Source organism: Photobacterium carnosum (assembly GCF_021236965.1).
Taxonomy (GTDB): Bacteria; Pseudomonadota; Gammaproteobacteria; order Enterobacterales; family Vibrionaceae; genus Photobacterium; species Photobacterium carnosum.
The window spans coordinates 1-25,565 of the sequence record NZ_WMDN01000023.1; the positions used below are offsets into that span (position 1 = coordinate 1).

Consider the following 25,565-nt stretch of genomic DNA (forward strand, 5'->3'; position numbering starts at 1 on the left):
GGTGCGTGAAATACCTATTATGTTTAATAGAGGCCAAAAAGCAAAAATTTACTTAATTTATGGGTTTAGAACGAAATGACAAAAAAATGATAGGGGATAGGCGAGTTAATGTATAATCAGCGCGGGTGCTCTTGGATATTTGTCAGGAGCATAACAACTGTGACTGGCAGATAGATGAAAGCCCCGTTAATTTTTAAATCAACGAGGCCAACAGATGTATCTAGCAATTCATATGTTAGTGCCTCTTACTGTAGGAGGCAAGCAAAATGCCAAAAAGAAATTTTCCAATAGGGTTACTGATAGTGTGTATCACATTATTAGTGGCATTAACTCTGGTTAGAAGTAACCTTTGTGAAGTGCAGTACCAGGACGGTACAAAAATCTTTAAGGCAGTGCTTGCATACGAAGTAAGATAATCTAGCCTAAATGGTGGGGCAGTCATGCCTCACCATTTCAGGTCTTGTTTGGTTACATTGCCAATGAGCACCCAATCCTCATACTTTCAAATTAGTCTCATTTAACATCACAAATTTTATGCGTACTAACAACAATTATGCTGGTTCTAAATTAAATTCATTTAATTCTTCAGCAATAGTCTTTTCTGCTTCTCTTAGCCGAGTCTTGGCGTAACTCAAGTAAATGATAAAATCTTCGTTGGTAACAGATGCCAAAGGCTCCTCAATGAAAAGTAAACATTGCTCTAGAGCTCTTTTAACTTCCTTATACCCCAAGATATTTTCAGCTTCATAATAAGCATCATTAATATAATTAAAAACATCGTCCAATTGTTGTAATTTTTGTTTTGTTGCCATGGCAGACAAATCTTTTTCGTATTGGCCATAAACTATTTGACTAAACACCTGGTCAATAAATATAATTTCCATCTTTTCTCTTTTTGATTTCCTGTAATTAACGAAAATCAAAAATAATGATAAAATCATTATAAATCAATAGGAAGTGGCTCTTTTTTTACACTATTTCTATTGGTGTATTTAGACAATAAAACTATATTGTAACTATCAATGACTTCAAGTAAGTAGTGAGGAGAACTTAATTCATAATCGTCCTCATATCTGTTTAAAATTAAAATAATTTCAACTTCACTCAACATACAGCTCGATGCTAATAGCTTTCTTTCGCGGTTATCTATCATGAAAAGGTGTATTTTTGCGTACTTCCTTGGCATAACACGATCCTATCTCTTCTTAAAGAAAGTAAGGAGCAGTGGGATAACCACAAATACAGCAATAATAATCAGCGCGTTTATCTGGTCCATACTATCTCGTGGTGTATTTAACAATCATAAAAAATATATAGCAGGCTAAGAAGAATAAAACACCTGTATTTAACAGTATGGATCTTATGCGAACCAAAAAACGAGAATGAACGATTATTCATTATTCCATGACAATACGATAACTTTAAACTCGGTAACGTCCAGATACAAAAAAGGCCGCCAATGGCGACCTCTAGATAATTAATTATCTTATTTTAATAAATAGACATTTCTCTAAGAATATCAGCTAAATCATTTGAGTTTATTTCATTTTTAACAAATGATTCAACAACATAAGCCAGATTTTTTTCGGTCTTTAATGTTACATCATGTAATTCTAAAAATGTACTCGCCGCAGTTAAAGCTGTTCTTTTGTTAGCATCAACAAAACAATGGCCTTTAGATATCGCTTCAATATATAAGGCTGCAACTTCAAACAGATCATCCATGCCGCCATAGAGAACATTAGTTTCTATTCTACCTAATGCACCACCTAACCGGTCATTTCCATAATAGCCTTGTGACCCTCGCTCTGTGGTTAGTATTTCATCATGAATATTAATCACATCATCTAAACTTAAAGTAATCATAAATCAGCGAGTAATTCTAAAGCTTCTCGATTTCCACGCATAGCTCGACGAGCTGCTGCTCTTACAGTAACCGTTCGATCAGTAGAGGTCATCATCTCAACATAAGAAAATGGGGCAATACTTGGTTTTTTATCTTTATTCTGTCGTGCTTTATTTAGTAATTCTTGAGTTCGTGGATTCATAAAACTTACCTTCAAGTTTAACCTCGTAAAAACATGCGGCAAGCTAACAAGGTTATTCAGCCTTTCGGGAGCTACCCTAGCCGCTAATTTTAATTGTACGTATAACCTTCTAAATTTACAACGTAACACCAATATACAAAAATACCGCCTCAAATTGGGCGGTATTTAACATCAAAGCTATTTATGCGCACTAAACCTGTAAAACCACCAGATATAAACTATAAAGCTAAATCATAAAAAACCGTTTAGCTATAAGAAATATAATAATGTTTGCTCATTATATTTAGTGAATATTAAAGGGTTTTAGTTGCTAACTTGTACATTAAGTTCATCGTCAGTAAAGTAACGATGACCCTGCCCAAGACCTTTAATTTTTTTAAACATTAGATCATGATGCTTATCTACTAAAATATCAGCCTCATTCGAGCATACTCCCCCAATAAAAATATAGCGTCCTTCTGTATCTAAAGAGTGGCAAGGATTTGTATTTACTGTCGAAAGTGTTGCGGTTACGTCCTCGATGACACAGGTTACTTTTCCTTTAATTACCCCAATAATACGTTTGACACGATGAGCCTTTTCACCACATTTCCATGCTTGTCTCGTCCCTAATTCGTAACCATGCTTTTCTTTTCCTCGGTGGATGTGGACTACGATATTGAGATCTCTTTGAACGAATGAAATATCATTATCTTTTATTTCTAACGATGTATTTGCTGTTGTCATTACTGTAGTTTCATCAAAATTTAAATACTTAATCGGGTTTGCAGCCCCCTTTGGGAAGTGAGCTGAAATGGTTTTATATTTAAGTTGAACTCTGATATTTTCTGGGGCTAGTTCACCATGAAATCCCCAACGCTGTTTTCCTTCAATATCGACAGGATACCAAGAATGAATCTTATACACTTCTCGAGTTAAGCCACGATAGGTAGGGATTGCGTAAATAGCTTTGTCTCGCTTCTTTCCAACAACCCAAGCAGATCTTGTCGCTTCGTACAGCTCATCCTGAGTAATCTCTCGGTGATATCTTTTGTTTATATTGATTAAAATGATTGGCAGTGACGTTGTTAGTACCTCGGCACTGTACATAGCAATAATCTCATTCGTTGACTTTATACCAAAATCATTGGCGTAATACCCACGTTGCAAGTTAGACAAATTAGTCAGGCCGACCAAATCGATAACTGCTGATTCAATTTCGAATGCGGTAGCTTCTTCTAAACCATGTCTGAGGATGTAATACTCTATGTTCTCACCACCATCTAAAATATCTCGAATAATATCGAGCTTATCTGATGAATTCTCTTTTTCTAATGCACATGCGACATGATTAAAAATTCGGTTTCCACACCCTTTCCCGACATAGAAAATATTTCCTGTACGAGGGTCACGAAGAAAATAAACATAATAATTGATCTGTTCAATCACGGACTGAGAAAACATAAAAAGTGTTCCGATTAAGTCAGAAAGCTTAACTTTCCGATAAATGAATGGTGATGGTTATTACAATGACAACGAACAATAAATATTACATTAATAAAAGAGTCTGACACAGTGTGACATTACTAACAGACACGCTGTAACGTCCAGATACAAAAAAACCGCCAAAAGACGGTGGTATTACTAATAATTTGAAATGGCTTTCCACTTCCATGTAAATCCTTTTGGTTGTGAATGCACTCGAAATGAAAAAACAACCTGAAAAGCCGTTAACGATAATATCATATTGATATAATTATCAGTAAGTAAAGAATGATAATTAGGGATCATTCTTTATTCAATAGCAATAAGATAACTTTAAATACTCTCAAAGAACCCCAAAAATCGCCCCTAGAAACGATTTTAAGACCACAAATACAGATCACTCGACACCTAGTATGACTTTTCGTTAAAAACGGCTGTATTTAACAGTATGCATCTATCCCGCACTACGTGTGTAAACCCAATATAGTAATGTCACTTTTTACCAACTTAGAGATGTGAAGTGGCATAGTTAATTTGGCCACCTAGTTAGAGGTGATATCATCACCTCATAATTTAATAGGTGACACTATGACTAAAAGAATACGTCCTAATTTTACACCCGAATTTCGATTAGAATCAGCACAACTCGTTTTAGATCAAGGCTACTCCATAAAAGAAGCCGCTGAAGCAATGAATGTCGGTAAATCAACAATGGATAAGTGGGTTCGACAACTTAAAGATGAACGTGATGGGATTACACCAAAAGCAACACCAATGACACCTGACCAGCTTAAAATTCGTGAATTAGAAAAGAAGATTAAACGGATTGAAATGGAGAAAGAAATACTAAAAAAAGCAACCGCTCTTTTGGCCTCGGACTCATTCAAAACTTCATTTTAGTTGATGAATTAAAAGCTTATTATCCTGTATCTATCCTCTGCAATGTCTTTGACATTCATCGCAGTAGCTATAAATATTGGGCTAAACGGCCCAAAACGCAGTCAAAAGAGCAAGTGCTATTATCTAGTGAAGTGAAGGCTGCACATCGTGCTAGTGGTGGCTCTGTAGGAGCCAGAACGATTGCAGGTATCGTTACAACTAAAGGCGTGCCGTTAAGTCGATATAAAGCCACTAACGTCATGAAAAAATTAGGGTTAGTTAGTTGCCAGGTTAAGAAGCATCGTTATAAAAAAGCAGAAAATGCACATCTAAATATCCCTAATACATTAGATCGCCAGTTTGCAGTTACTGAGCCTAATCAAGTTTGGTGTGGCGATGTGACATATATTTGGTCAGGACAACGTTGGTTGTACCTTGCTATTGTGATTGATTTATTTTCTCGTAAGGTCATTGGCTGGGCAACGTCAGGCTCACCCAATACAGATCTAACAGGTAAAGCCCTTTCGATGGCTTATGAAGTTCGAGGGGCGCCTAAAGGTGTCATGTTTCATTCCGATCAAGGCTGTCATTATACAAGTAAACAATTTCGCCGATTACTTTGGCGGTATCAAATTACACAAAGTATGAGTCGACGTGGAAATTGTTGGGATAACGCCCCGATGGAACGATTTTTTAGAAGTTTTAAAACAGAATGGATGCCAACGGCGGGTTATCGTTCATCGAATGAAGCTAAAGTGGCGATCACTAAATACATTATCCGATATTACAACCAAGTCAGGCCCCATCAATATAACGGTGGCTTGACGCCTAATGAATCAGAACGCCGATTTAATAATGAATACAAATCAGTGGCCAATTTTACTTGACCACTTCACATTTCTAAGTTGGAGGAATGTCACATTTTAAAGTAGGGCTGACACGTAGTAAAAAAGCCTTGACTTCACTACTCTATAATCCATTTTCACCACAATGAACTACCTTAAAAGGAGACATTTTAAACAGGGAAAGACAAACAAACATGTTATGCTAACTCAAAAAATAACTCATTTTACCCTTCAACAATAATCTTTTCCGCTTCTCTTAGCCGAGTCTTTGCATAAATTAAGTAAATAATAAAATCACATGTAATTTCCCAATAATTAACCTAACTTAAAATGTGACATGATATTTTTTTTTGACTTATATATATCTTTATCGCTTTTGCAATTGGATGATTTCATAATAGCTATAACGAGAAGAATAAAATGTAATGATATTACAGAATACAAATACATTTTTAGCATAAAAAAAACACTAAATATAATCAGATATATTGATAATAATATAATATTAATGACTTTATTATTCATATGGCTATTCCATTATGTTAAATTATGTTTAGATATTTTTATCACTGCTTTTTGCAGTATCAATGTATTGGGGTATGTTATTAAGTTACCGTTATCATGTTTAATCAAAACGTGAAAAATTCTTATGTCAATAATCTCACCACTGATATCTTCATCTTTATCTACTATTTTTACCACATCTCCAACTCGGTAAGGAAATACAAAAAATATCAATAAACTAGCAGTAATGTTACTTAATATTGACCATTGCGCGATAAATGCAACACCAAGAACCGCAAAAATAGAAGATATAAAAACAGATACATCCCCATAGCCAATACCTGTTGTGATTAAAAATAGCGATATTAAAATAAATAGCAATGAGAAACTGAAGCTGCGCTGTATGAATTTTGCCCTATGAACCTTTACACCCTTGGCGTTTGCAAGAGATGATATTGCCTTGTAAATCAACACCTTACATATTATATATACGATAAATAGTGTCATGCCAATTAAAAATTTAAACATAATAGGATGTTGAAACAATGACATACAACCCTCTTAATTCACGTATACAGACAACACAAAAACACGTCTAATATAAAACAAATTGAATATAAATATTAGTAATATCGCTAACTTATTGATAATATATTACCAATTAATAACAGCAAGTCAAAATATATTATGTTTTTTACTCCACGTTCGTTATGAAGTGGTCAAATTCATTAAGTTACAACATTAATCGTTTTGTTTATCTTGGGTCACCTAAATAGTCCAGTTTTGCGGTGTGCCAATTTTCATAATGACCGCCCTTGATCTCCTAGTAAAGGACCTGATCGAGGTATTGAAGTGAAGTTCAAAAAAAACAGTTTTGACACTGGAGATTTGTGTATAAGAGAAAGGCCTAGGCGACATCTAAAATCAGGCCAAACTCCCACAAATAAATTTATTTCAAATCCATTTTTTCAAAAAAAATGTAGCTAAAAGACCAAAACATAAAGAGAAACAAATAAATACAACTATCCAAAATGCATTAATATTATCAACTCCAGGCATCCCACCAACATTTATCCCCATTAATCCAGTAAAGAATCCTAAAGGTAAAAAAATAGCAGCAATAATAGTTAATACATAAGATCGATGATTCATTTTTTCTGACATTAAGTTGTTAATTTCATCTTGAACCATTCCCGATCGTTCTCTTAAAGCATCAATATCTTCAATATGCTTAATTTGACGATCAGCTATAGTTATTAAATTCAAACGATACATTTCGTGTAACCAAGTTAATGGTTCATTAATTAATTTATTCATAGCTTCACGCTGAGGGGTAAGATATCGACGAATACCAATACTTTGTTTTCGTATTTTTAATAATTCCGCTCTAATTGAACCTAGATCTTCATCTTCTAAAAGATATTCTTGAGCTAACAAATTATCTTCAAGATTATCAATAGTATCAGCCATCCGTTTTACAATTTGATCAAGCCATGAAATAAATAATAATGGTATATTTATTGGGCCATTTCCTTCAGTTAAACATTCTATTATATCTCCTGTTGATAATAAACGACGTTTACGGGTACTTATTAATATTCTTCCATTAGTCCATATTCGTAATGAAACCATATCTTCAGGGCTTGATTTTGGATTTAAATTAATCCCTCGGAATACCGCCAATAAATTATCATGTTGTCTAATAATATGAGGACGGCTATCATCACTCAGTAATACTTCTTGAGCTATTTCATTTAAGCCACTGTGTTCTTTGAACCATTGATGAACTTCTTGTTCAGTATAATCAAAGTGTAACCATAAATTATCTTTAGTATGGGGAATTTCATTCCAATCTAATTGGCGCATCCCTCCTTCACAATCTAAAACTATTGAATGAATCAGCCCTGTTGGTTTTTTATTAGTAGTCATGGTGGGTACTTTATCTACATTGATGTATGAATAATAATCTATTTTATGAAATTTTCATGCTTTAAATTAGCGATTACAAATAATTTAGAATAGCTTATTACAGTTTAGGCAATCAGCCTAAAGCCCTAAATATAGATAAACATTTCTCACATGCGAATATGATTGCGATATTGAAGGGAAACAGCGTTGGGGATTTCATGGTGAACTAGCCCCAGAAAATATCAGAGTTCAACTTAAATATAAAACCATTTCAGCTCACTTCCCAAAGGGGGCTGCAAACCCGATTAAGTATTTAAATTTTGATGAAACTACAGTAATGACAACAGCAAATACATCGTTAGAAATAAAAGATAATGATATTTCATTCGTTCAAAGAGATCTCAATATCGTAGTCCACATCCACCGAGGCAAAGAAAAGCATGGTTACGAACTAGGGACGAGACAAGCATGGAAATGTGGTGAAAAGGCTCATCGTGTCAAACGTATTATTGGGGTAATTAAAGGAAAAGTAACCTGTGTCATCGAGGACGTAACCGCAACACTTTCGACAGTAAATACAAATCTTTGCCACTCTTTAGATACAGAAGGACGCTATATTTTTATTGGGGGAGTATGCTCGAATGAAGCTGATATTTTAGTAGATAAGCATCATGATTTAATATTTCAAAAAATTAAAGGTCTTGGGCAGGGTCATCGTTACTTTACTTACGATGAACTTAATGTACAAGTTAGAAACTAAAACCCTTTTAATATTCACTAAATATAATGAGCAAACATTATTCTATTTCTTATAGCTAAACGGTTTATTATGATTTAGCTTTATAGTTTATATCTGGTGGTTTTGTTGCAACCATTTAGAAATGTCACTTTTTACCAACTTAGAGATGTCACATATTGGTATACTTGGTGGTGTTTTTCGCCACGTATAGATCTCTGTGCCATGTTACTTTCCATGAGTCCAAAAGAATTAAATCGAGTTGATGTTATTCGTGATATTAGTGAACGAAGACTTCGACAAAAAGATGCTGCTGAGTTACTGAAATTATCTCGACGACATATCCAACGCCTCGTTAATCAATATCGCGGACAAGGTCCAGCGGGATTGGTCTCATTACGCCGTGGTAAGCCGAGTAATCGGCGCTATACACCTGAATTTAAGCAGCGTGTGATTGATATTGTTCGTCAGTTCTATATCGATTTTGGACCGACATTTGCTAATAAAAAATTGCGTGAAAAACACCAACTAAAACTCTCAACTGAAACGCTACGTCAATGGATGATGGCGGAAGGTTTTTGGATATCTAAACGTCAAGCAAAGCCAAAGGTTTATCAACCTCGTTATCGTCGTGAATGCCTAGGTGAACTAGTACAGATCGATGGTTCTCACCATGATTGGTTTGAAGGTCGAGCAGAGAAATGTTGTCTCACCGTGTATATCGATGATGCGACAGGTCGACTCATGACCTTACGATTTAGTGATGTTGAATCAACCTTTGATTACATGAATATCACCCGCCAATACATTGAAGAGCATGGAAAACCTATCGCTTTTTACAGCGACAAACATTCAGTATTTAGACTCAATCGCGGTGAAGTAAAAACAGGTAAGCAAATGACTGAGTTTGGTCGTGCTTTGTTTGAACTTAACATCGATTTAATTTGTGCTAATAGTTCTCAAGCAAAAGGACGTGTAGAGCGTGCTAATAAAACACTACAAGACCGTCTGATTAAAGAAATGCGTCTTGCTGGCATTGATTCGATTGAAGAAGCCAACACCTGGTTACCTGAATTTATTGCTGATTTTAATCAACGTTTTGCACGAACACCCTATTCACTCCACGACGCACATCGCCCATTACGAGAATCATCAAGTGAACTTGATGATATCTTCGCTCGTCAGCGAAGCCGTGTACTCACGCGCTCTCTCACTATCCAATACGATAAAGTTGTTTACTTAATCGAGCCAAACGATGCCAATAACCGTTTAATAGGTAAACCCATCATGGTTTACGACTATCCTGATGGCACCATTAGTATTAAGCATTGTGGCCAACCATTAACTTATTCTGTTTTCGATAAACTTCGAACGGTAAACCAAGCAGCCATCGTTGATAACAAACGACTAAGTGCAGTACTCGCCTTTGCTAAGCAAAGCCAAGACCAGAGAGAAAACACTCCGGAACGAACTCGAAGTAAAAGGAACATTAGCCGAGCCGCACAACAACGAGCCATGAATATTACCTTGATGAAAGAGTCTGACACAGTGTGACATTTCTATCTGGGAGAGTTATGTGACATTACTAACTTGCACTAACAACGTGATCGCTGTTCATTCAAAACGAACAGAATAGCCGGTGTTTTAATGGGTTTTTCTAAATTAAAACAGAGATAAACTCACATTGTTATTTTGTTAATGATGTTACTAGATTCTAAATTATCACTTTGGATTTAATTTGCAGATTAATTACAAAAAATACGATTATTCATTAACTTATAAATTTGGTAGTCATTACAGATGTTATGTGAAATGGGTGGGGAAGTTCGTCGATATGATATTGATAATGGTAAAGTTAGTGAAAACGAAAAATAACAGGGAATAAGCGGGCCAGGGCTATTCCCTTTTAAATTATCAGATAAAATCACTCATTCAAATACAGCTCCGCCATACCATCGAGCTTGTTTTTCACTTCTTGCCAGTTGGGCATTACGCTAGTGAGTAAACGCCAGAAGTTTTCACTGTGGTTATATTCCGCTATGTGGCAAAGCTCATGTAAGATCACGTAATCAATACACTCTTTGGGTGCTTTGATTAGATGAGGGTTGAGCATTAACGTCCCTTTGGCTGAGCAGCTTCCCCATTGTTTGCGCATTGGCATAATACGAAATGAAGGGATGCCTTTCACCCATGTCGTTTGTGGCAGAAGTTCAGCTAAACGTTGGTGAAAAATCCGTTCTGCTTTAACGCCATACCAACCTGAAACTAAGGCTTTTACTAGCTTGGGCTTATCCTCATTAAAACGATTAAGGGTAACCAACAGCTTGCCTCGATCCATCTTCACGTTGGAAATGGCTTCTCGGTCTTCAACTACCTTCAATACATAGCGACGACCCAAATAGAATTGCATCTCACCACTAACGTAATGTTTGGTTTGAACATATTCCAAATGAGATCGAAATTCTTTCAGTGCATCCCAAATCCAACGTGCTTGGTGCATAACCGCTTCGTGAATAGCCGATTTCTCGGCATCTTCAGGGGCGGTGACGGCAATACGGCAATCAGGGTGAACGCGAATAGTGATCTTCTTTTTCTTACCTTCAGCAAAGGTTTTACGAATAACCTCGTAGGTAACCGCTTCATCACCATAGATGAAGCTGTATTCCTCAATGCTATTTTCTTTGCTGTCTTTCTTGTTACTAATGGATGCCATTAATGGTGACCTGCTAATCCCAGTCGAGTGATTTGAATAACATCCGTGATCAGTGTTTGTGCTTTATCAATCCCTAAATCATTAAACAGTAATGGTAATAGACCTAATCGAATTTGGTTTTCAATCTCAGCAGGGTTAATGGAATATTCACTCACCGCCTTGCGTACAATCGTATCAATATCCAGTGCGTATTGAATACATTGCTCTTCAGGTAAAGGCAGTGGCTCACCTAATACTTTTAGGAACAAACCATAGAATGCTTGAACATGACGTTTGATTTTTGGGTCGAGTTCAGCAAAGCGATCTTTGGGCATTCCTGCTACATCGCGATCTTTTACCTGTTGCTCGAAATCAGCGAACAAAAGGTATTGTTTTACTGGGCTATCAAACATCTCTTTGGTTTGTTGAATGGCTTTTTTTAGCAGGTTAGAGAAATACTCTTGGGCATAAGGATCATCCGCTAAGTCTTGCTCAATCATCTTGGTGACACGACCTGTGATAACGTCTTTTTTGTTATTCGCTTCATCATCGGTCATTTGCTCGGGCTTGGCATCTTTACCCATGTTACCCACTAAATACGCACCTTCAGGCTCTTTAATCTCAACGCCACCAATGTGTTTGTCTAACATTGCACGAATGCTGTCGGCATACTCATCGTAATCAACAGTTTCTTCTGCATCTTCACGAACTTGTTTGCGTAGCTGAGACATACTTTTTAAGGTTTGTTTATACAACTCACGCTTACTATCAAAGCTCTTATCATTGAAGTAATTTGCTGATTGTAAAGCTACCTTTAAGCAGTTGGCAAAGGCTGTTAGCACATCATAGAAATCATTACGTAGCTTTAGGTTGGTATCGGTTAGTTGCCCCTCAATGGTGTCAATTTTAGGGGCTAATACCTGACGAAGTGCCTGACCGTCTTGCTTGTTCTTAACGCTCGCAAAAATAGACCATAATGCATCGTATAAACCCGGTAGTTTTTTATACTCGGTGTCCATACGGTTATATAATCCTTTAAGATCATCAATATCAAAGCCACCTTGAGTACGCTCAGCCAAGTTTTGATACTTTTCAATGGTGGCATCAAGTTCACGTAAAATACCACGATAATCAATCAGGTAACCAAACTGCTTTTTCGCATGTAAGCGGTTAACACGGGCAATGGCTTGAATGAGGTTATGCTGTTTTAATGGTTTATCAATGTATAACACCGTATTTTTGGGTTCATCAAAACCCGTTAACAGCTTATCGACCACGATCATAATGTCGGGGCCTTCATCCTCTGCAAATTCTGCAATGATGTGTTTTGTATAGGCTTTCTCGTCTGACCAACCTTTATCGATGACATTGGCTTTCCACCAATTTTGCACAATATCGGTGCTTTCACTGTCAACGTTATCGTGTCCCTCACGAGTATCAGGAGGAGACATGGCAACCACAGATGTGACTTTACCTATTTTATCTAATAGCATCTTGTAGCGAATTGCAGAGGCTTTAGAATCACACGCCAATTGACCTTTTAAGCCTTGGTTTTTGAAATTCTGAAAGTGATCTGAGATATCATAAGCAATTAACTCTAAACGGCCTTCAGTTTGATAAACTTGACCTTTTTGAGCAAATTTACGTTTTAAGTCGGTGCGTTGTTTCTCTGATAAATCTTTAGTGATCCGTTCAAACCATGCATCAATGGCTTTATCGTTAGTGCTGAGATCAGGAATACGCTCTTCATAGAGTAAGGGGGTAACGGTGCCATCGTCTACCGCTTGTTGCATAGTGTAAGAGTGGATGATTTTACCGAATTTATTCTCTGTCTTATCGTCTTGCAGTAGCGGTGTACCCGTAAAACCAATATAAGCCGCTTTGGGTAGGGCTTGTAGCATACGGATATTGTTTTCACCGTTTTGGCTACGGTGACCTTCATCGACTAAAACAATAATATCTGGGCTGTCGTTATAACATTCAGATAGGTTAATCGCTGTACCAAACTTGTTGATAATCGAAAAGATAATACGCTCGTTGCCTTTACCAATTTGTTCCGCAAGACGTTTGCCTGTCGTTGCCATTGCCGCCGTTTTATCTTTATCAGATAGGGCACCACTTGACGCAAAGGTACGAGCTAGTTGATCTTCTAAGTCCACACGGTCGGTCACGACAATCACGCGACATTTGGCGAGTTCTTTTAACCAAATAAGGGCTTTGGATAAAAACACCATGGTAAATGATTTGCCAGAGCCTGTGGTATGCCAAATAACACCGCCATTACGTGCGCCTTTGTCATCAAAAGAGGTGATACGCTCCACTAAGGCTTTAATGCCAAACACTTGCTGATAACGCGCAACGATCTTGCCTGCTTTTTTATCAAACAGGGTAAATAGGCGCGTCATTTCTAACAGACGATCATGGCGAAGTAGAGAAACCAACAAGCGATCTTGATCGGTTACTACCAAATCACCGCCAGCGATTAACGATAAATATTCATCTTTTAATGCGGATGGACGATGGCTAAAAATCGCATTCAGTTGTGGTGCTGTTAAGGCGGTATTTTTTAGGCGTTCAACAGTGCTTTCTGTGATTTGCTCTTCTTTCCATTTCGCCCAAAACTTTTCAGGGGTGCCGCAGGTGCCATATAAACCTTCATGACCATTAATCGATAACAACAATTGGCTGTAAGCGAATAGATGCGGAATTTCATCGACTTTTTGGTTACGGATATTTTGTGAAATGCCTTCGGTGATCGTCGGTTTGCCATTGGATGATGAATCAGGGCGTTTAGCTTCAATTACCACCCACGGTAAGCCATTCACAAAACACACCACATCAGGAATGCGTTTACCTGTGCCACGGGCATTCTCGACTTCCATCTCTTCTGTGAAATGAAATTGATTGTTTTCAGGTGTTTCCCAATCAATGATCTCAATGGTTGGGTTGGCTTTTTTGCCATCCACAAACTCAGTCACACCAATGCCATAAGTTAGCGCGTTATAAAGCTTCTCATTGGCGGCTTTTAGCCCTTCATTCATTGCAGGGTTAGCCAACTCTTGCACGATTTTATCAATCGCAGATTCTGATAAATGGCGTTCTTTACCCATGAATGAATAGGTTTTAAAGCTCAGAACCTTGCGCAATATTGATGGCAGAATAACGGTGGTTGTGTTGCCACGCATTGCCATACATCCACTAGGTGGAATGAATTGATAACCAAGGTTGGTAAGCAAAGTTAGTGCTGGTATTTTTGCGCTTTGTTCTTCTTTGAAATTGGGTAAATGAGGGTTAGTCATTGTTAGTCTGTCCTTGTTGCGCCAATAATTGTTGACGTTCTTTTTCTAATTGGTGACGCAGTTCTTCTTCGCTCGGCAGTTCTAACATGTATTTCGAGGCAAACAGATGCTCACTGTCATTCAGCACCGAATATTTGGCAACGGTGCGGTTGTTGTCAGTACACAGAATTAAGCCAATGGTCGGGTTATCGTCACTACGGCGTTTTTTCTCTTCATACATGCGAACATACATATCCATTTGCCCCACATCTTGATGGCTGAGTTTATGCATTTTAAGATCAATAAGCAGGAAGCATTTCAAATGGAAGTTGTAGAACACCAAGTCAATAAAAAAGTCACCATCCTCAGTGACAATACGCTGTTGGCGTTCAACAAACGCAAACCCTTTACCCAGTTCAAGCAAGAATTTTTGTAAGTTATCAATTAGAGCTTGTTCAAGTTCACTTTCTTGTAATGAAACGCTCGGTAACCCTAAAAAGTCAAAGATGTAAGGATCACGCAGATAGTCTTTTACTGTTAATGCCAGCGCGGTCGTTTTGTGGTTGGCTTCATCTATAACGGGTTGCAGATCTTGTTGTTTGGCTTGCGTTGACAGTAATCGCTCATAATATAACGCACCGATTTGGCGTTCTAATGCACGAGCCGACCATGCTTGGCTAATGGCTTCGTTCATATACCATTGACGTGCGAGTGGATTATCGATTCGCAATAAACTGCGATAATGGGTCCAACTCAATTCGTGACGCACTGCGTCACAATTTGGATAAGCCAAATAAAACAAACGCATATTACGCAAGTTAGAGCTATCAAACCCTTTGCCAAATTCTTTAGAGAGTGAGGCTGATAATGCTTTCAGCGTCCCTTTACCATATTCAGCGCGAGTTTGCCCTTGTTGCTCGTCTTCAACAATCAAGCGACCAATTTGCCAATAGGTTTGCACCATTGCGCTATTTACCGCGTGAACAACCTGTTTTCGGCCTGCGGTCAGTAATGTGCGAATATTATCGAGCAATGGGGTTGAAGATGGCAAAGAGGGTGTCGTCATGTGTCACGTCCTTTGTTTCAATGGATACAGTAAACCTATCTGAACGATAGGGCTTGCACACACAAGCCCTGTGATTATTAGCACTAAGATGACAGGGAGACGCGACGTTTTCCTGTTAACAACTGTTGCATCAATGCCTTTTTCTCTTGCTTGAAATGCGCCAGCTTGGCTTCTAACAACTCGATGTCTTTATCGGCAGCGGTAAGCACTGAAGCGATTTTTTGTTGTTCATCCATCCTAGGTCTTGGGGCTGTTAATGTGGCTAGCTTAATTATTGTCAGTGCTTTTTGACTTGATCCACCTGTAATTGAGTCGATTTTATTTTGAAATATTTCACTCTTCATATAGTGAATAAGGAATGATCCTTCTAACTCATTTATCTTTCTCAACCAAAGCAAGTTTCCATCTTTAAAATAAAATGTTTCTTTTTCTTTAACTAAATATGGAACTCCCAAAGAGCCAACGGCAGTTATAAGAATATCCCCTTTTTCAGGTCGCCCATGCTTCTTTGATAATGAATTAAACTGTTCATCAGATATATAAAGTATCTCTTTGAGCTTAATATTTTTACTTTTTAGAATTATTTCTTTTGAACGATAAAAAGGTACTCCAGTAACAACATAATCTGATTTTAAAACTCGTTTACTAGATGTTACTTGAGAGCAATCACCCAACCTAACCTCTTCCCACTCCCCCTCAAACGCTTTACCCGTTTCAGGATCAACCAAACGCTTTTTACCCGTCAACAACTGCTGCATTAAGGCTTTTTTCTGTTGCTTGCTGGCATCAATCAGCTTTTCTGTGGTTGCAATACCGCGATCCCATGTCGAAAGAATTTGGGCGATTTTGCGTTGTTCTGGGAGTGGGGGGACAGGGATTTGGAACCCTTTTATTCGAGTTAATGCTAACTTTGGTTGAGCATTTGTTGTCTTCTCTGCTTCAATATGATTTTGCACCAGTGGAGAACGAAGCATTTCTAAAAGGAAACCTTGTTCAACTTTTAAGTTAGTTAGCTTATCTGCATTTTCAGTTAGGTTAGCGCCATCCAATTCACGAGGAATTATTCCTACAATTCCTAATGTCCCTGCAACAGTTATAAAAATATCTTTCGTTGAAATCTTGTAACGAGAAATTGCAGATACCGCGTCTTTCGGAACGTATTGAATTGAAGATGTACAAACTCCACCATCGTACATATCAGTAACTCTGATATATGGATGACCATTATTCTCAGGTTGAAGCAAATAACCTTTGGGTAAACGCTTGCCACCTTTTACATCGGCAATATCTTCTATCGACTTTATATCCCAACCATTAGGCACCATAACCCAACTCCTTCAGGTAGCCCGCCATCTCAAACTCAAGATCCGCTAGCTCAGTTTGCAACGCCAAACGCTCACTACGCACAGCCATCAAATCAATTTCTACTTCTTCTTCAAAGGTATCGACGTAACGAGGAATGTTGAGGTTGTAATCGTTTTCCGCAATCTCTTCTAATGTTGCAAGGTATGAGTATTTATCAGTTGTTTCACGAGCCTGATAGGTATCAACAATCTTCTGAATGTTATCGCTCGTTAATACGTTCTGGTTTTTGCCCGATTTAAACTCACGCGAGGCATCAATAAACAGCACCTTGTTGTCTGTTTTATGCTTTTTGAACAACAGAATTGCGGCTGGAATGCCTGTACCAAAGAACAGTTTTTCAGGTAAGCCAATCACGGTATCTAATAGGTTTTCATCAATCAGTTGTTTACGGATTTTACCCTCACTCGATGCACGGAATAACACACCATGAGGTACAACCACACCCATACGACCAGTTTCAGGTTTTAAAGTCTCGATCATGTGCGAGATGAAAGCGTAGTCACCTTTGGTTTTTGGTGGCACACCACGGCGGAAACGACCAAAGTGATCGCTTTCTGCATCTTCATGTCCCCATTTATCTAATGAGAACGGCGGGTTTGCGGTTACCACATCAAAGTGCAGTAAGCCACCGTTGGCATCTTGCAGCTTAGGGTTACGAATGGTGTCGCCCCATTCAATGCGGTGGTTGTCTTCGCCATGCAGGAACATGTTCATTTTAGCCAGTGACCATGTAGAGCCAATCGCTTCTTGACCAAACAAAGCGTATTGCTTAGAGCCGCCAAAGTTCTTTTGAATTTGCTTACCACACTTCATCAATAGCGAGCCTGAACCACAAGCTGGATCACAGATCTCATCGCCTTGTTGTGGCTCAAGAATGATAGACAGTAGATCCGATACTTCTGGCGGGGTATAGAATTCACCTGCCGATTTACCACTGCTCGCCGCAAAGTGTTTGATTAAAAACTCATACGCATTACCGATAACATCCAATGAACCGACACGGCTAGGGCGTAGGTTAAGGGTTGGCTTACCAAAGTCTTCTAGTAGGTGACGCAGAATGTCGTTCTTTTGCTTTTCATCACCCAGTTTATCGGTGTTAAAGCTAATGTCTTGGAACACACCTTTTAGTTTGGTGCCGTTTTCTTCTTCAATCGCATGTAAGGCTTGGTCGATACGAGAGCCGTTACCTGCTTCAAAACGGTGCTCATACAGATCCCAAAATGTTGATCCTGTTGGAATTTTGAATGATTGACTCGCCAGCATCGCTTCAATCATGGCTTGATTGTCACCAAACTGCGCTGTTAGCTCTTCGACTTTGTCTTGGCGCACATCCGAGATGTACTTTAAGAACAGCATAGTTAGCACGAAGTCTTTGTAGATCGATGGATCGACCGTACCACGGAAGGTGTCACAGGCACTCCATACCGTTTTATTGATGTCGGCTTGGTTGATTTTAGAGTTTGGCATTTTCTATCTCTTATTTTTTATTTGTCGTTTAATACATGATTGGCGATGGCTTGCATCTCCATCTGTCGTAACTCAATTAGTTCTTGATATATTTGTTCTTCTCGATGCGCTCGTTGGCTTAAAGCTACCACCTTACGTTGTATTTCTATTGGTGGAATGGTGATTGGCGTTTCCTCTAAGACCGAACGTCGGATGCTCACTTGCATGGTTCCCTCGGCCGATTGTTGAAAATAACGTTGTGCTACCGATTGATTGAGTTGCCATGCAAGAAACTCTGATAATAGCGCTGTAGCTGAGTCCAAACGAATTTGAAAATAGTGCGGCGAGCAGATCACTGGCAATGCTAAGCCACTCAAATCGTTCTCTGATATCCAAGACGCTAGGTTTCTTATTCCACGCGCAGCAAATATTACATCGCCCGCTTGAAGCCACTCAGGCTCTTTCCGCCCAGCAACATCAGTACGAATAAGATTTGACCAATCCATTCGTCCGTCTGCACTTTGATCTCTGGTCTGAATTACAAAACCATTCCCATCTAAGGTTTCTTTTATCGAACCTCGAAAAGAGTGACCAGAACGAACCTCTGCGATTTCTTTTAGTCTTACAAGCAAAAAATAAACCTGCATCATGTCATGTGATGCACAAATAATGCTTGACTATGAACAAAATGTCAACGTAATCTAGGGAAAATAAAGCATCATATCGAATGATGCACTAAAAATGGAGAGATAATATGCCAATAACCGTTAATGCCTCATTTACTCAATTTATGGCCAATACCGTTAATCTCGATAGTACAAAGACAACCACAGCCCGTGCGAGCCGTGATTTTTTGAAAGGAAAAATTGCTGGCTTAAGTGATTTTTTCCCTCTTTTCAGCGACAAAGATATCAGTTTTGGTTCTTTTGCTCGTCGAACGAAAATTCGTCCATTGGACGACATTGATATGATTTTCACTCTTTCAGCTCATGGCTGCACTTGGGAAGAAAGTTTCGACGGCACGGTTTATCTTAATACACCGACGGACTCACCTGAGTACAAAAATTACCGTCACGATAATTCGTACCGCCTTAACTCGCGCAAGATCATCAACCGCTTTGTCAGCGAACTATCATCAATAAGCCACTATGAAAGTGCAGATTTACACCGAAATCAGAATGCCGCGACACTCAAGCTAACAAGCTATGACTGGAATTTCGACATTGTGCCAGCATTTTTTACTACTGAAGATGCCGATGGAAAGACCTATTACCTAATTCCTGATGGAAACGGTAATTGGATGAAGACAGATCCAAGACTAGATCGCCAGCGCGTCACTGACATCAATCAGCAATGTGGTGGTCATGTGCTTAATGCGATCCGAGCAATTAAATACTGGCAACGTAGAACGACGATGCCTTCAATGCCATCTTATCTCTTAGAGAATTTGGTTCTTAATTACTTTGCGGAAAAAGGCGAGGCAAGCCTGCTCGTCGACATCAACATCATCAATGTTCTTCAATACATAAAGGACAACATTTGGTGGAATGTCAATGATCCAAAAGGAATTCAAGGAAATTTGAACACTTTATCTTGGGACGAAAAGACTAAAATTTCACGAAAGGCGGAAACAGATTTTAATACAGCCCTAGCAGCTCGCGAGTTTGAGAAAGAAGAAGACCACAAAAAAGCAATTGGAGAGTGGCGCAAGGTGTTTGGTAATGACTTCCCACAATATGGATAATCCTATGAGTTGTGTTGTAACAAATCAAAAAACGAGCCCTGCTGTTGAGGCAGGATTGGCATTCCGATACGCCTACGATCGTGCAAAGTTCTGGAAGGCTTGTATTTGGGCTTTAGCACTGCTTCTAGCAGTTGTTCAGACTAGCGTTTCTATCTATGTTTTTTCTGGCCACAAAACACCATTTGACCCCTCATATTTAACGGTTGTGCCTCTACTGGCATTCGTTCTCATAAGCACCTTTGGCAAGTACATTGTCTCAAAATGGCAATCTCTTGGATGCACTATCCAACGTTTGCATGATCATCTAACCATGGAGGTAGGTACAAAGCCATCACACTTAGAGCTTCCGAAAAGTCGAGTTGCTGAATTGAGTGCGAATCGAGAGAGACAAGCCCCTCAGGATCGAGGGCAACTGGAGACCTGGTGGTCATCAAACTTGAGCAGTGTGCCATATCCGGTGGCTAAGTTAGTAGCGACCTACTCAACCTTTGCTTGGGAAAGTGAGCTACGGAAGCGTTATCAACATTTGCTAACGTTTCTTTTGGTTGCCTGTATCGTCATTCCGATTTGCATATCATTACTTTTCGATCAAACATTATTGGGATTTATTGTGTTTGTTTTGGGCCCATTCACTCCCATTGTGGCGGTTGTTATCGATGAATGGTTAACGAATAAAGAGAACGCGAAAATAGCTGAGCAGTTAACATATGACTGCCATGTCACATGGAGAAACCTTCTCACAGACAAGCTAGATTTGAAAGAGGTGGAGCTATTCACCGAGCAGCACATGATGTACTGGCAAAATTTCAGACAATCAGCAACGCCAATCTTTGAATGGCTTTATAAGGCATCCAGAGAGCGCATGGAAGGAAACATGCTGGTCGATACGGATGCGCTTATAGCCGAATTCAAAAAGCAGTAGTCTATACCAACCTGCTGGGCCCACAAGGCTTGGTAGGTCTGGGTAGCGAATTCTCTAACCATTCCCTGTCATTTGCATAAAGCCAGAAAAACGCTGCATTACAGTCAGTCTTAATATCACGACGTAGAGCATCAGGACATCTTTGCCTGTATCGCTGAACCTGAACTCGATAACAACGCCTTTTCGACTCCCAGTGACATTGTTTGCGCCACTCCACTAACCCAGAAACACTAGCGATCGCTTGTTCAATCGAACCAATCCCGATGCAGCAAACTTGCGAGATTCTAAGTCGGTGCACACCTAATCGAGCGAGCCTGATGATTCTATGTTTGAGGGCCTCATTTAACTGTTTTGGTTTCAGGTTTAATTTGATTCCATGCATTATTGCCAAGCGCTTTAAGTAGCACCCAGTTAGATGACCTTTCTTGCTCTACACTATGACCTCTTTATGCCTTGTTGTTCTGTGATTACTGCGGTCGTTTAGGTATACCCCAACAAAACCAGTTCACATTGCCTCTCAACCCGCATTACTGCATTTAAGAAACCACCTATAACAGACCATTCAAAGAAACCAACTCATACGAAACCACTCTGATAAACAATCCTCTACGATGGATAAAATCAAAATGGTATAATATGCGCTCTATTAAGTTTGGTTAGAAAGGCTATCTCTTTGTCTAAAGCTCAATACTATCAACAACTATCGTCAGTCATTGATAACGCACTACTTCATTTATATTGCCAGATAGCAACCACAGAACGATTTGTACCGATTGCACAACGAAACACTATTCTCAATCGCTTTTTAAAACCTAAAATTAAAGACTTACGCTATAAAACAATCAAAGGTGATATAAAAAGAATGGCCTTGATAGGTCAACGACCAGGAGGCAATATTGAGGCTAAATTAAATGAACTTAGAAAAATGGCGATGGAGTACAAAGATAAAATGAATGGGGCACAACACCTTTATGATTTATTGAATCATTTATTTGATGATCATGGCTTTGATTCACGATTATTTGATAATGATAAACCAACCGAAAAAGAGGTCATCTATATCATCAAAGATCATATAGAGAATTGTTTTGAACTTGACGGCCAACAAATTGCGCCAATCTCGCTGTGTATTCAATTTGAGAAAAACACGCCTGACATGTTATTAGCGTTGATTAATAACACATCGTTATTCATTGCAGAAATAAAAGAATACAACGCTGATAATCAACAAGCACATATTTTATTACACCCAATAGACAAAAATAACACGCATAGGCTGTAACTACGTATTACAGCCTTAAAATGATGTTACTCATAATCTCTAGTGTTTTTTAGACAGTAAATCTACATACTTTTCATTTAATAAATGATAGTTCTCGTTAACCTGAACTAGATCTGTCTGAGCTTTATTTCTTTGCTCTTTATGATCAAGAAGTTCTACCTCAAGTTTTGATACATTCAACGATGCTGACTGTACACTTTGTTGAGCCGCATGAAGTTTAATTTCAAGCTCTCTATTTTCAATAGTAAGAACATCCAATGTTGATTTCAGAGACGCTTTATTTTCAAGTTCAGCACGTAGCTGACCAATCGTTTCAGATTGAGAGGAAGATTGCGCTGTCATGGTACTTAAGTTATTGGATAATTTGTCAATATCAGCACGTAATTGTTCTTGAATGTCAGAATGTGACTGTTTTAATTCTTCAATACTATGATGATGATCCTGATTTAACTCAGTCATGCGTTGAGTCTGTTCCGTTTTTAACTCAGTTATCGCTTGTTTATAGTGGTTGGTTTGTTCTATCAACTTCATCTCAAGCTCAGTATAGATACGCTCAGCCGCTTTCTTTTCTTCTTCTTTTTCAGAGATAACCTGTGACAATGTCACGTTTAGATCAATCACCTCTTGTGTTTTTATCGAAAACGCTTGTTCTAACTGACTATATTTAGCTGTTATATCTTTTAATTTCTGCTCCAGTACGTCATGGCCTTGAAGAAGTTCTTCCGCAATCTGCTGGGTATCTTCAAGCTCTATACGGTTAACGGCCATTTCATCATCACGAAGTGTATTCAGAGAAAGCATTCGAGTAGTGATTTCTTCATGTAACGCTTTAACCAAAACCTCACTCATTGATGTTTGTTTTAATGCTTCAGATTCCTTTCTATATTGTTCTTCTCGCCATTCATTAACATAAGGCATAACTGCTGTATGTGAGAAATCTGTCTCTTTAGCCACAAGTCGGCCCGTAATTTTTTTTAACTCCATATCATCACGCAAGTGTAACGTTTCGCATACCTGTACGACTTGCGTTTTTATATCTGAAGGTGTTTTCATCATTAATCCCAGTTATTTTACACTTTACACCATTGTAAAATGAATTACGCAAACTGTAAAGCTGCATGTGTAATAAAACGGAATAACCAACATTATAAACACCTCAAAAATCAATTTTAATCCACCTAAAACAGCCGTAGCGGGCATGAAATAAAAAAACCATACTTAAGTAAGACAAATCAAAAAAATCCAACAGAGAGCAATACAGAAAATAAAATGAAAAATATTGTTAAACGCGGAGCGGAAAGGTGACGTGATATTGAGGGGGGTATTTGGCGATTGTGGTCAATGTGTTGATAACACGCTTTTTCGTTATCAATGCTTGTCCACATGAAGCCGGAACAAATGACTTATTCAACAAAAGAGAGGGAATAAATTACCTATGAAGTTACAGATCATGAATATCACCTAGTTAATGGCATTAATTAAGTGATAACGGTAATACCAGACAATAGAAAAATCGTCAAAGGATCAGTTTTTCAAGTGATTATCAGTCATGCTTATGTGACAACGTAACTATTAAAATTTTAGATATAATGCTACTCATTCTTTATTGCTTCTGTACGCTCTTATATTGAGCGTAGCGAAATATATTAAGCCTACTACCACAAAACCTAAAATAACCGTTGTACGTTCGTTTTATCGACGTATTTGAGGGGAAAATAAAAACTTACCTTCCTGCTAGGCATGCTCTTTGCGAAAGGTAGATATAAATACCGGCTTTTCCTGTCGAATGACAAAAGGAAGATATCACAGGTTCTATTATTTTCAGATTAAGTAAGGGTAATGGGGTTAATGTTTTTTTATGTGCCTCGATGGGGCCCGTTCAATGTCCTGTGATGTTGGGTGATAGAAAGAGGTGGGTCATTGAATGGGAGGTATTTTTGGACGAAGTCCTTTTCTAAACAATAGATATATTTATATATCTACTAACCTATCTCTATGAAATAGAGACTAAAGAACCTCTAGCATTTCATAATGTTTTTTCATACTTTCGTTTTTTTATTATATAAACATACTTATCCACAACAACGATCTTAATGATCAGATTTGACCTTAAAATGAATCATCGAGTCCTAATATTGATACTAAAAATATAGTTATTGGCTGTTTTTTAAACGCCAATTTATTATAGGTACGACAAAATCCGCAGTTAAGCGGCATGTTATATTAAAGAGGGGATTAGTGTTCGGTGGTGTAGTTACCACCAAAGATAGACGGTTTAATCACTCGGCCTTGTGGATAACGGTCACATGGTTGCTGTGTTGTCTTATCTGTACGCGTGACAGTTGGACACTGGCGCTTTTTCCATACATACGCATCACTAAATGCTTCATAACGTACCCACAAGGTTTTTAAGCCCTTTTTCATACGGTTAGCAATAGAGCGTAACTTAGATTTTTTTACATCTTCGTCATTATCAAGGCCAAAAATATTAATGAATTTTTGTGTCACGGTTTTATAAGCAGGTTTTGAATACACCCGTGGTAGGTCTTCATCTTTTAGATCTAAATTTGCTAAAAGATCACGATCTTGTAGATACACGGCATCAATAACCAAGAAATCAGCCATTTTAAACAGCTTAATAGCATGGTAATAACGCTTTTCACAAATAGTTTCGCCCCAACACTTTTCATAATTTTTAATGATTGTGTTGTGGGTGATTGTATCCATGTACTCTAGTTTAGGTTTACCTATTTGATAAGTTTCAACTTCGAGATCACAACACATGGCCACCATTACCTTAACACACGTTTCACGCTGGCGTGTTTGTAATCCGTAAACAGTGGATTGGCAATAGTACAAATCATGAAGCTGACCGCTGTAACAATGGGGGTTATCAATAAAGCGAGCGAACGCAAGTAATAACCGCTTTGTGCAATACGGAAATTTTGCTTTACCTGATTCGTTCTTTTTTTGAGAGCCAAGCTGTGTAATACGTTGTTCGACAACTAACTGACGAGCAGATACATCACGCTTAGATTTAGATTTATTTTTAGGATGCTTATGCTTAGATGTTGACATGAGACACGCCCTCATCATAAACATATTGATCAATTAATGATCTATCGTCATGTGAATGGGTACTATGTCTGAGTAGCTGCTCCGTGCAGCAGAGGATTTTGGTATTCATAATTATTCCAGAGTATAAGTTTTATTAGGGTTCCACGCCTAACGTTAGAATTAATATACATCTAAATGATTTTAAAAACAACATGTCTGTAAGACAGATACAAAAAAGCCTGAATCCTCTGGAAATTCAGGCTCTGCTGCGAATGCTATTTAGTCAAGTTGGAAGCTCAACACACTCTAATTCGAAAAATACACTACAT

22 protein-coding genes are annotated in these 25,565 nt (G+C 38.3%); 7 read left to right on the forward strand and 15 right to left on the reverse strand.

The features are described 5' to 3' along the window. Positions 1-266: 266 nt before the first annotated feature. Complete coding sequence (locus GLP24_RS16435; RefSeq protein WP_065208846.1) at positions 267-416, forward strand: Hok/Gef family protein; 150 nt, start codon at positions 267-269, stop codon at positions 414-416. A 135-nt stretch (positions 417-551) separates the two neighbouring features. Here GLP24_RS16435 and GLP24_RS16440 read toward each other — a convergent pair whose 3' ends face one another. The 4 genes from GLP24_RS16440 to GLP24_RS16455 all read right to left on the reverse strand — a co-directional run bounded on the left by GLP24_RS16440 (position 552) and on the right by GLP24_RS16455 (position 3,491). Then, on the reverse strand, positions 552-884 hold the full coding sequence (locus GLP24_RS16440) for a hypothetical protein (RefSeq protein ID WP_101769950.1): 333 nt from the start codon (positions 882-884) through the stop codon (positions 552-554). A 607-nt stretch (positions 885-1,491) separates the two neighbouring features. Continuing rightward, positions 1,492-1,866, reverse strand: coding sequence for a type II toxin-antitoxin system death-on-curing family toxin (locus GLP24_RS16445; RefSeq protein WP_101769949.1), 375 nt, complete (start codon positions 1,864-1,866; stop codon positions 1,492-1,494). Next, complete coding sequence (locus GLP24_RS16450) at positions 1,863-2,048, reverse strand: hypothetical protein (protein WP_065207721.1); 186 nt, start codon at positions 2,046-2,048, stop codon at positions 1,863-1,865. Before GLP24_RS16450 ends, GLP24_RS16445 begins: the two co-directional genes overlap by 4 nt. Before the next feature lie 303 nt (positions 2,049-2,351). Then, complete coding sequence (locus GLP24_RS16455; protein WP_101769948.1) at positions 2,352-3,491, reverse strand: LEM-3-like GIY-YIG domain-containing protein; 1,140 nt, start codon at positions 3,489-3,491, stop codon at positions 2,352-2,354. A gap of 609 nt (positions 3,492-4,100) precedes the next feature. Here GLP24_RS16455 and GLP24_RS16460 point away from each other — a divergent pair. Next, a protein-coding gene (locus GLP24_RS16460) for an IS3 family transposase (RefSeq protein WP_373322882.1) occupies positions 4,101-5,278 on the forward strand; the annotation gives its coding sequence in 2 pieces (ribosomal slippage) (positions 4,101-4,359 and positions 4,359-5,278; 1,179 coding nt in all). Between the two features lie 495 nt (positions 5,279-5,773). Here GLP24_RS16460 and GLP24_RS16465 read toward each other — a convergent pair. Together GLP24_RS16465 and GLP24_RS16470 are read right to left on the reverse strand one after the other, a co-directional pair. Next, complete coding sequence (locus GLP24_RS16465) at positions 5,774-6,292, reverse strand: mechanosensitive ion channel domain-containing protein (protein ID WP_065208969.1); 519 nt, start codon at positions 6,290-6,292, stop codon at positions 5,774-5,776. Positions 6,293-6,694: 402 nt separating this feature from the next. Continuing rightward, the gene (locus GLP24_RS16470; protein ID WP_065208968.1) at positions 6,695-7,669 is read right to left on the reverse strand and encodes a zinc transporter ZntB; all 975 of its coding nucleotides are present in this window, start codon (positions 7,667-7,669) and stop codon (positions 6,695-6,697) included. Between the two features lie 316 nt (positions 7,670-7,985). Between GLP24_RS16470 and GLP24_RS16475 the strand changes: the two genes are divergently transcribed. Continuing rightward, entirely contained in the window at positions 7,986-8,408 is a 423-nt protein-coding gene (locus tag GLP24_RS16475; RefSeq protein WP_227990512.1) for an acyl-CoA synthetase, read from the forward strand. A gap of 213 nt (positions 8,409-8,621) precedes the next feature. Further along, on the forward strand, positions 8,622-9,938 hold the full coding sequence (locus tag GLP24_RS16480) for an ISNCY family transposase (RefSeq protein WP_227990506.1): 1,317 nt from the start codon (positions 8,622-8,624) through the stop codon (positions 9,936-9,938). A gap of 370 nt (positions 9,939-10,308) precedes the next feature. On the opposite strand, the gene GLP24_RS16485 is transcribed toward GLP24_RS16480, so the two are convergent. The 6 genes from GLP24_RS16485 to GLP24_RS16510 form a co-directional block, all read right to left on the reverse strand. Continuing rightward, positions 10,309-11,097: a M48 family metallopeptidase gene (locus GLP24_RS16485; RefSeq protein WP_232616277.1), complete on the reverse strand. Its 789-nt coding sequence runs from the start codon at positions 11,095-11,097 to the stop codon at positions 10,309-10,311. Further along, the gene (locus tag GLP24_RS16490; protein WP_232616278.1) at positions 11,097-14,375 is read right to left on the reverse strand and encodes a type I restriction endonuclease subunit R; all 3,279 of its coding nucleotides are present in this window, start codon (positions 14,373-14,375) and stop codon (positions 11,097-11,099) included. The genes GLP24_RS16485 and GLP24_RS16490 overlap by 1 nt, the downstream gene beginning before the upstream one ends. Further along, complete coding sequence (locus GLP24_RS16495; protein WP_232616279.1) at positions 14,368-15,420, reverse strand: PDDEXK nuclease domain-containing protein; 1,053 nt, start codon at positions 15,418-15,420, stop codon at positions 14,368-14,370. Before GLP24_RS16495 ends, GLP24_RS16490 begins: the two co-directional genes overlap by 8 nt. Positions 15,421-15,503: 83 nt before the next feature. Further along, positions 15,504-16,745, reverse strand: a complete 1,242-nt coding sequence (locus GLP24_RS16500; RefSeq protein ID WP_232616280.1) for a restriction endonuclease subunit S — start codon at positions 16,743-16,745, stop codon at positions 15,504-15,506. Next, complete coding sequence (locus tag GLP24_RS16505; RefSeq protein WP_232616281.1) at positions 16,735-18,252, reverse strand: type I restriction-modification system subunit M; 1,518 nt, start codon at positions 18,250-18,252, stop codon at positions 16,735-16,737. The genes GLP24_RS16500 and GLP24_RS16505 overlap by 11 nt, the downstream gene beginning before the upstream one ends. 17 nt (positions 18,253-18,269) lie before the next feature. Beyond that, positions 18,270-18,863 (reverse strand): restriction endonuclease subunit S, encoded by a 594-nt coding sequence (locus GLP24_RS16510; RefSeq protein WP_232616282.1) that lies wholly within the window; start codon positions 18,861-18,863, stop codon positions 18,270-18,272. A gap of 122 nt (positions 18,864-18,985) precedes the next feature. Here GLP24_RS16510 and GLP24_RS16515 point away from each other — a divergent pair, with 122 nt between their 5' ends. Continuing rightward, the gene (locus GLP24_RS16515) at positions 18,986-19,975 is read left to right on the forward strand and encodes a nucleotidyltransferase (RefSeq protein ID WP_232616283.1); all 990 of its coding nucleotides are present in this window, start codon (positions 18,986-18,988) and stop codon (positions 19,973-19,975) included. Continuing rightward, positions 19,953-20,897: an S-4TM family putative pore-forming effector gene (locus GLP24_RS16520; protein ID WP_232616284.1), complete on the forward strand. Its 945-nt coding sequence runs from the start codon at positions 19,953-19,955 to the stop codon at positions 20,895-20,897. The genes GLP24_RS16515 and GLP24_RS16520 overlap by 23 nt, the downstream gene beginning before the upstream one ends. 1 nt (position 20,898) lies before the next feature. On the opposite strand, the gene GLP24_RS16525 is transcribed toward GLP24_RS16520, so the two are convergent. Further along, positions 20,899-21,279, reverse strand: a complete 381-nt coding sequence (locus tag GLP24_RS16525; protein ID WP_232616285.1) for a TnsD family Tn7-like transposition protein — start codon at positions 21,277-21,279, stop codon at positions 20,899-20,901. Positions 21,280-21,570: 291 nt separating this feature from the next. Between GLP24_RS16525 and GLP24_RS16530 the strand changes: the two genes are divergently transcribed. Continuing rightward, the gene (locus GLP24_RS16530) at positions 21,571-22,179 is read left to right on the forward strand and encodes a DUF2913 family protein (protein ID WP_082960843.1); all 609 of its coding nucleotides are present in this window, start codon (positions 21,571-21,573) and stop codon (positions 22,177-22,179) included. Positions 22,180-22,218: 39 nt separating this feature from the next. On the opposite strand, the gene GLP24_RS16535 is transcribed toward GLP24_RS16530, so the two are convergent. After that, on the reverse strand, positions 22,219-23,133 hold the full coding sequence (locus GLP24_RS16535; RefSeq protein WP_156731423.1) for a hypothetical protein: 915 nt from the start codon (positions 23,131-23,133) through the stop codon (positions 22,219-22,221). A gap of 1,281 nt (positions 23,134-24,414) precedes the next feature. Further along, positions 24,415-25,257, reverse strand: a complete 843-nt coding sequence (locus tag GLP24_RS16540; RefSeq protein ID WP_065208964.1) for a hypothetical protein — start codon at positions 25,255-25,257, stop codon at positions 24,415-24,417. Between the last annotated feature and the right edge of the window lie 308 nt (positions 25,258-25,565).

Bases quoted from the DNA above. Each gene is read 5' to 3' on its own strand.
- GLP24_RS16435 (WP_065208846.1), top strand. From the start codon at position 267: ATGCCAAAAAGAAATTTTCCAATAGGGTTACTGATAGTGTGTATCACA.
- GLP24_RS16440 (WP_101769950.1), bottom strand. From the start codon at position 884: ATGGAAATTATATTTATTGACCAGGTGTTTAGTCAAATAGTTTATGGC.
- GLP24_RS16445 (WP_101769949.1), bottom strand. From the start codon at position 1,866: ATGATTACTTTAAGTTTAGATGATGTGATTAATATTCATGATGAAATA.
- GLP24_RS16450 (WP_065207721.1), bottom strand. From the start codon at position 2,048: ATGAATCCACGAACTCAAGAATTACTAAATAAAGCACGACAGAATAAA.
- GLP24_RS16455 (WP_101769948.1), bottom strand. From the start codon at position 3,491: ATGTTTTCTCAGTCCGTGATTGAACAGATCAATTATTATGTTTATTTT.
- GLP24_RS16465 (WP_065208969.1), bottom strand. From the start codon at position 6,292: ATGTCATTGTTTCAACATCCTATTATGTTTAAATTTTTAATTGGCATG.
- GLP24_RS16470 (WP_065208968.1), bottom strand. From the start codon at position 7,669: ATGACTACTAATAAAAAACCAACAGGGCTGATTCATTCAATAGTTTTA.
- GLP24_RS16475 (WP_227990512.1), top strand. From the start codon at position 7,986: ATGACAACAGCAAATACATCGTTAGAAATAAAAGATAATGATATTTCA.
- GLP24_RS16480 (WP_227990506.1), top strand. From the start codon at position 8,622: ATGAGTCCAAAAGAATTAAATCGAGTTGATGTTATTCGTGATATTAGT.
- GLP24_RS16485 (WP_232616277.1), bottom strand. From the start codon at position 11,097: ATGGCATCCATTAGTAACAAGAAAGACAGCAAAGAAAATAGCATTGAG.
- GLP24_RS16490 (WP_232616278.1), bottom strand. From the start codon at position 14,375: ATGACTAACCCTCATTTACCCAATTTCAAAGAAGAACAAAGCGCAAAA.
- GLP24_RS16495 (WP_232616279.1), bottom strand. From the start codon at position 15,420: ATGACGACACCCTCTTTGCCATCTTCAACCCCATTGCTCGATAATATT.
- GLP24_RS16500 (WP_232616280.1), bottom strand. From the start codon at position 16,745: ATGGTGCCTAATGGTTGGGATATAAAGTCGATAGAAGATATTGCCGAT.
- GLP24_RS16505 (WP_232616281.1), bottom strand. From the start codon at position 18,252: ATGCCAAACTCTAAAATCAACCAAGCCGACATCAATAAAACGGTATGG.
- GLP24_RS16515 (WP_232616283.1), top strand. From the start codon at position 18,986: ATGCCAATAACCGTTAATGCCTCATTTACTCAATTTATGGCCAATACC.
- GLP24_RS16520 (WP_232616284.1), top strand. From the start codon at position 19,953: ATGACTTCCCACAATATGGATAATCCTATGAGTTGTGTTGTAACAAAT.
- GLP24_RS16525 (WP_232616285.1), bottom strand. From the start codon at position 21,279: ATGCATGGAATCAAATTAAACCTGAAACCAAAACAGTTAAATGAGGCC.
- GLP24_RS16540 (WP_065208964.1), bottom strand. From the start codon at position 25,257: ATGTCAACATCTAAGCATAAGCATCCTAAAAATAAATCTAAATCTAAG.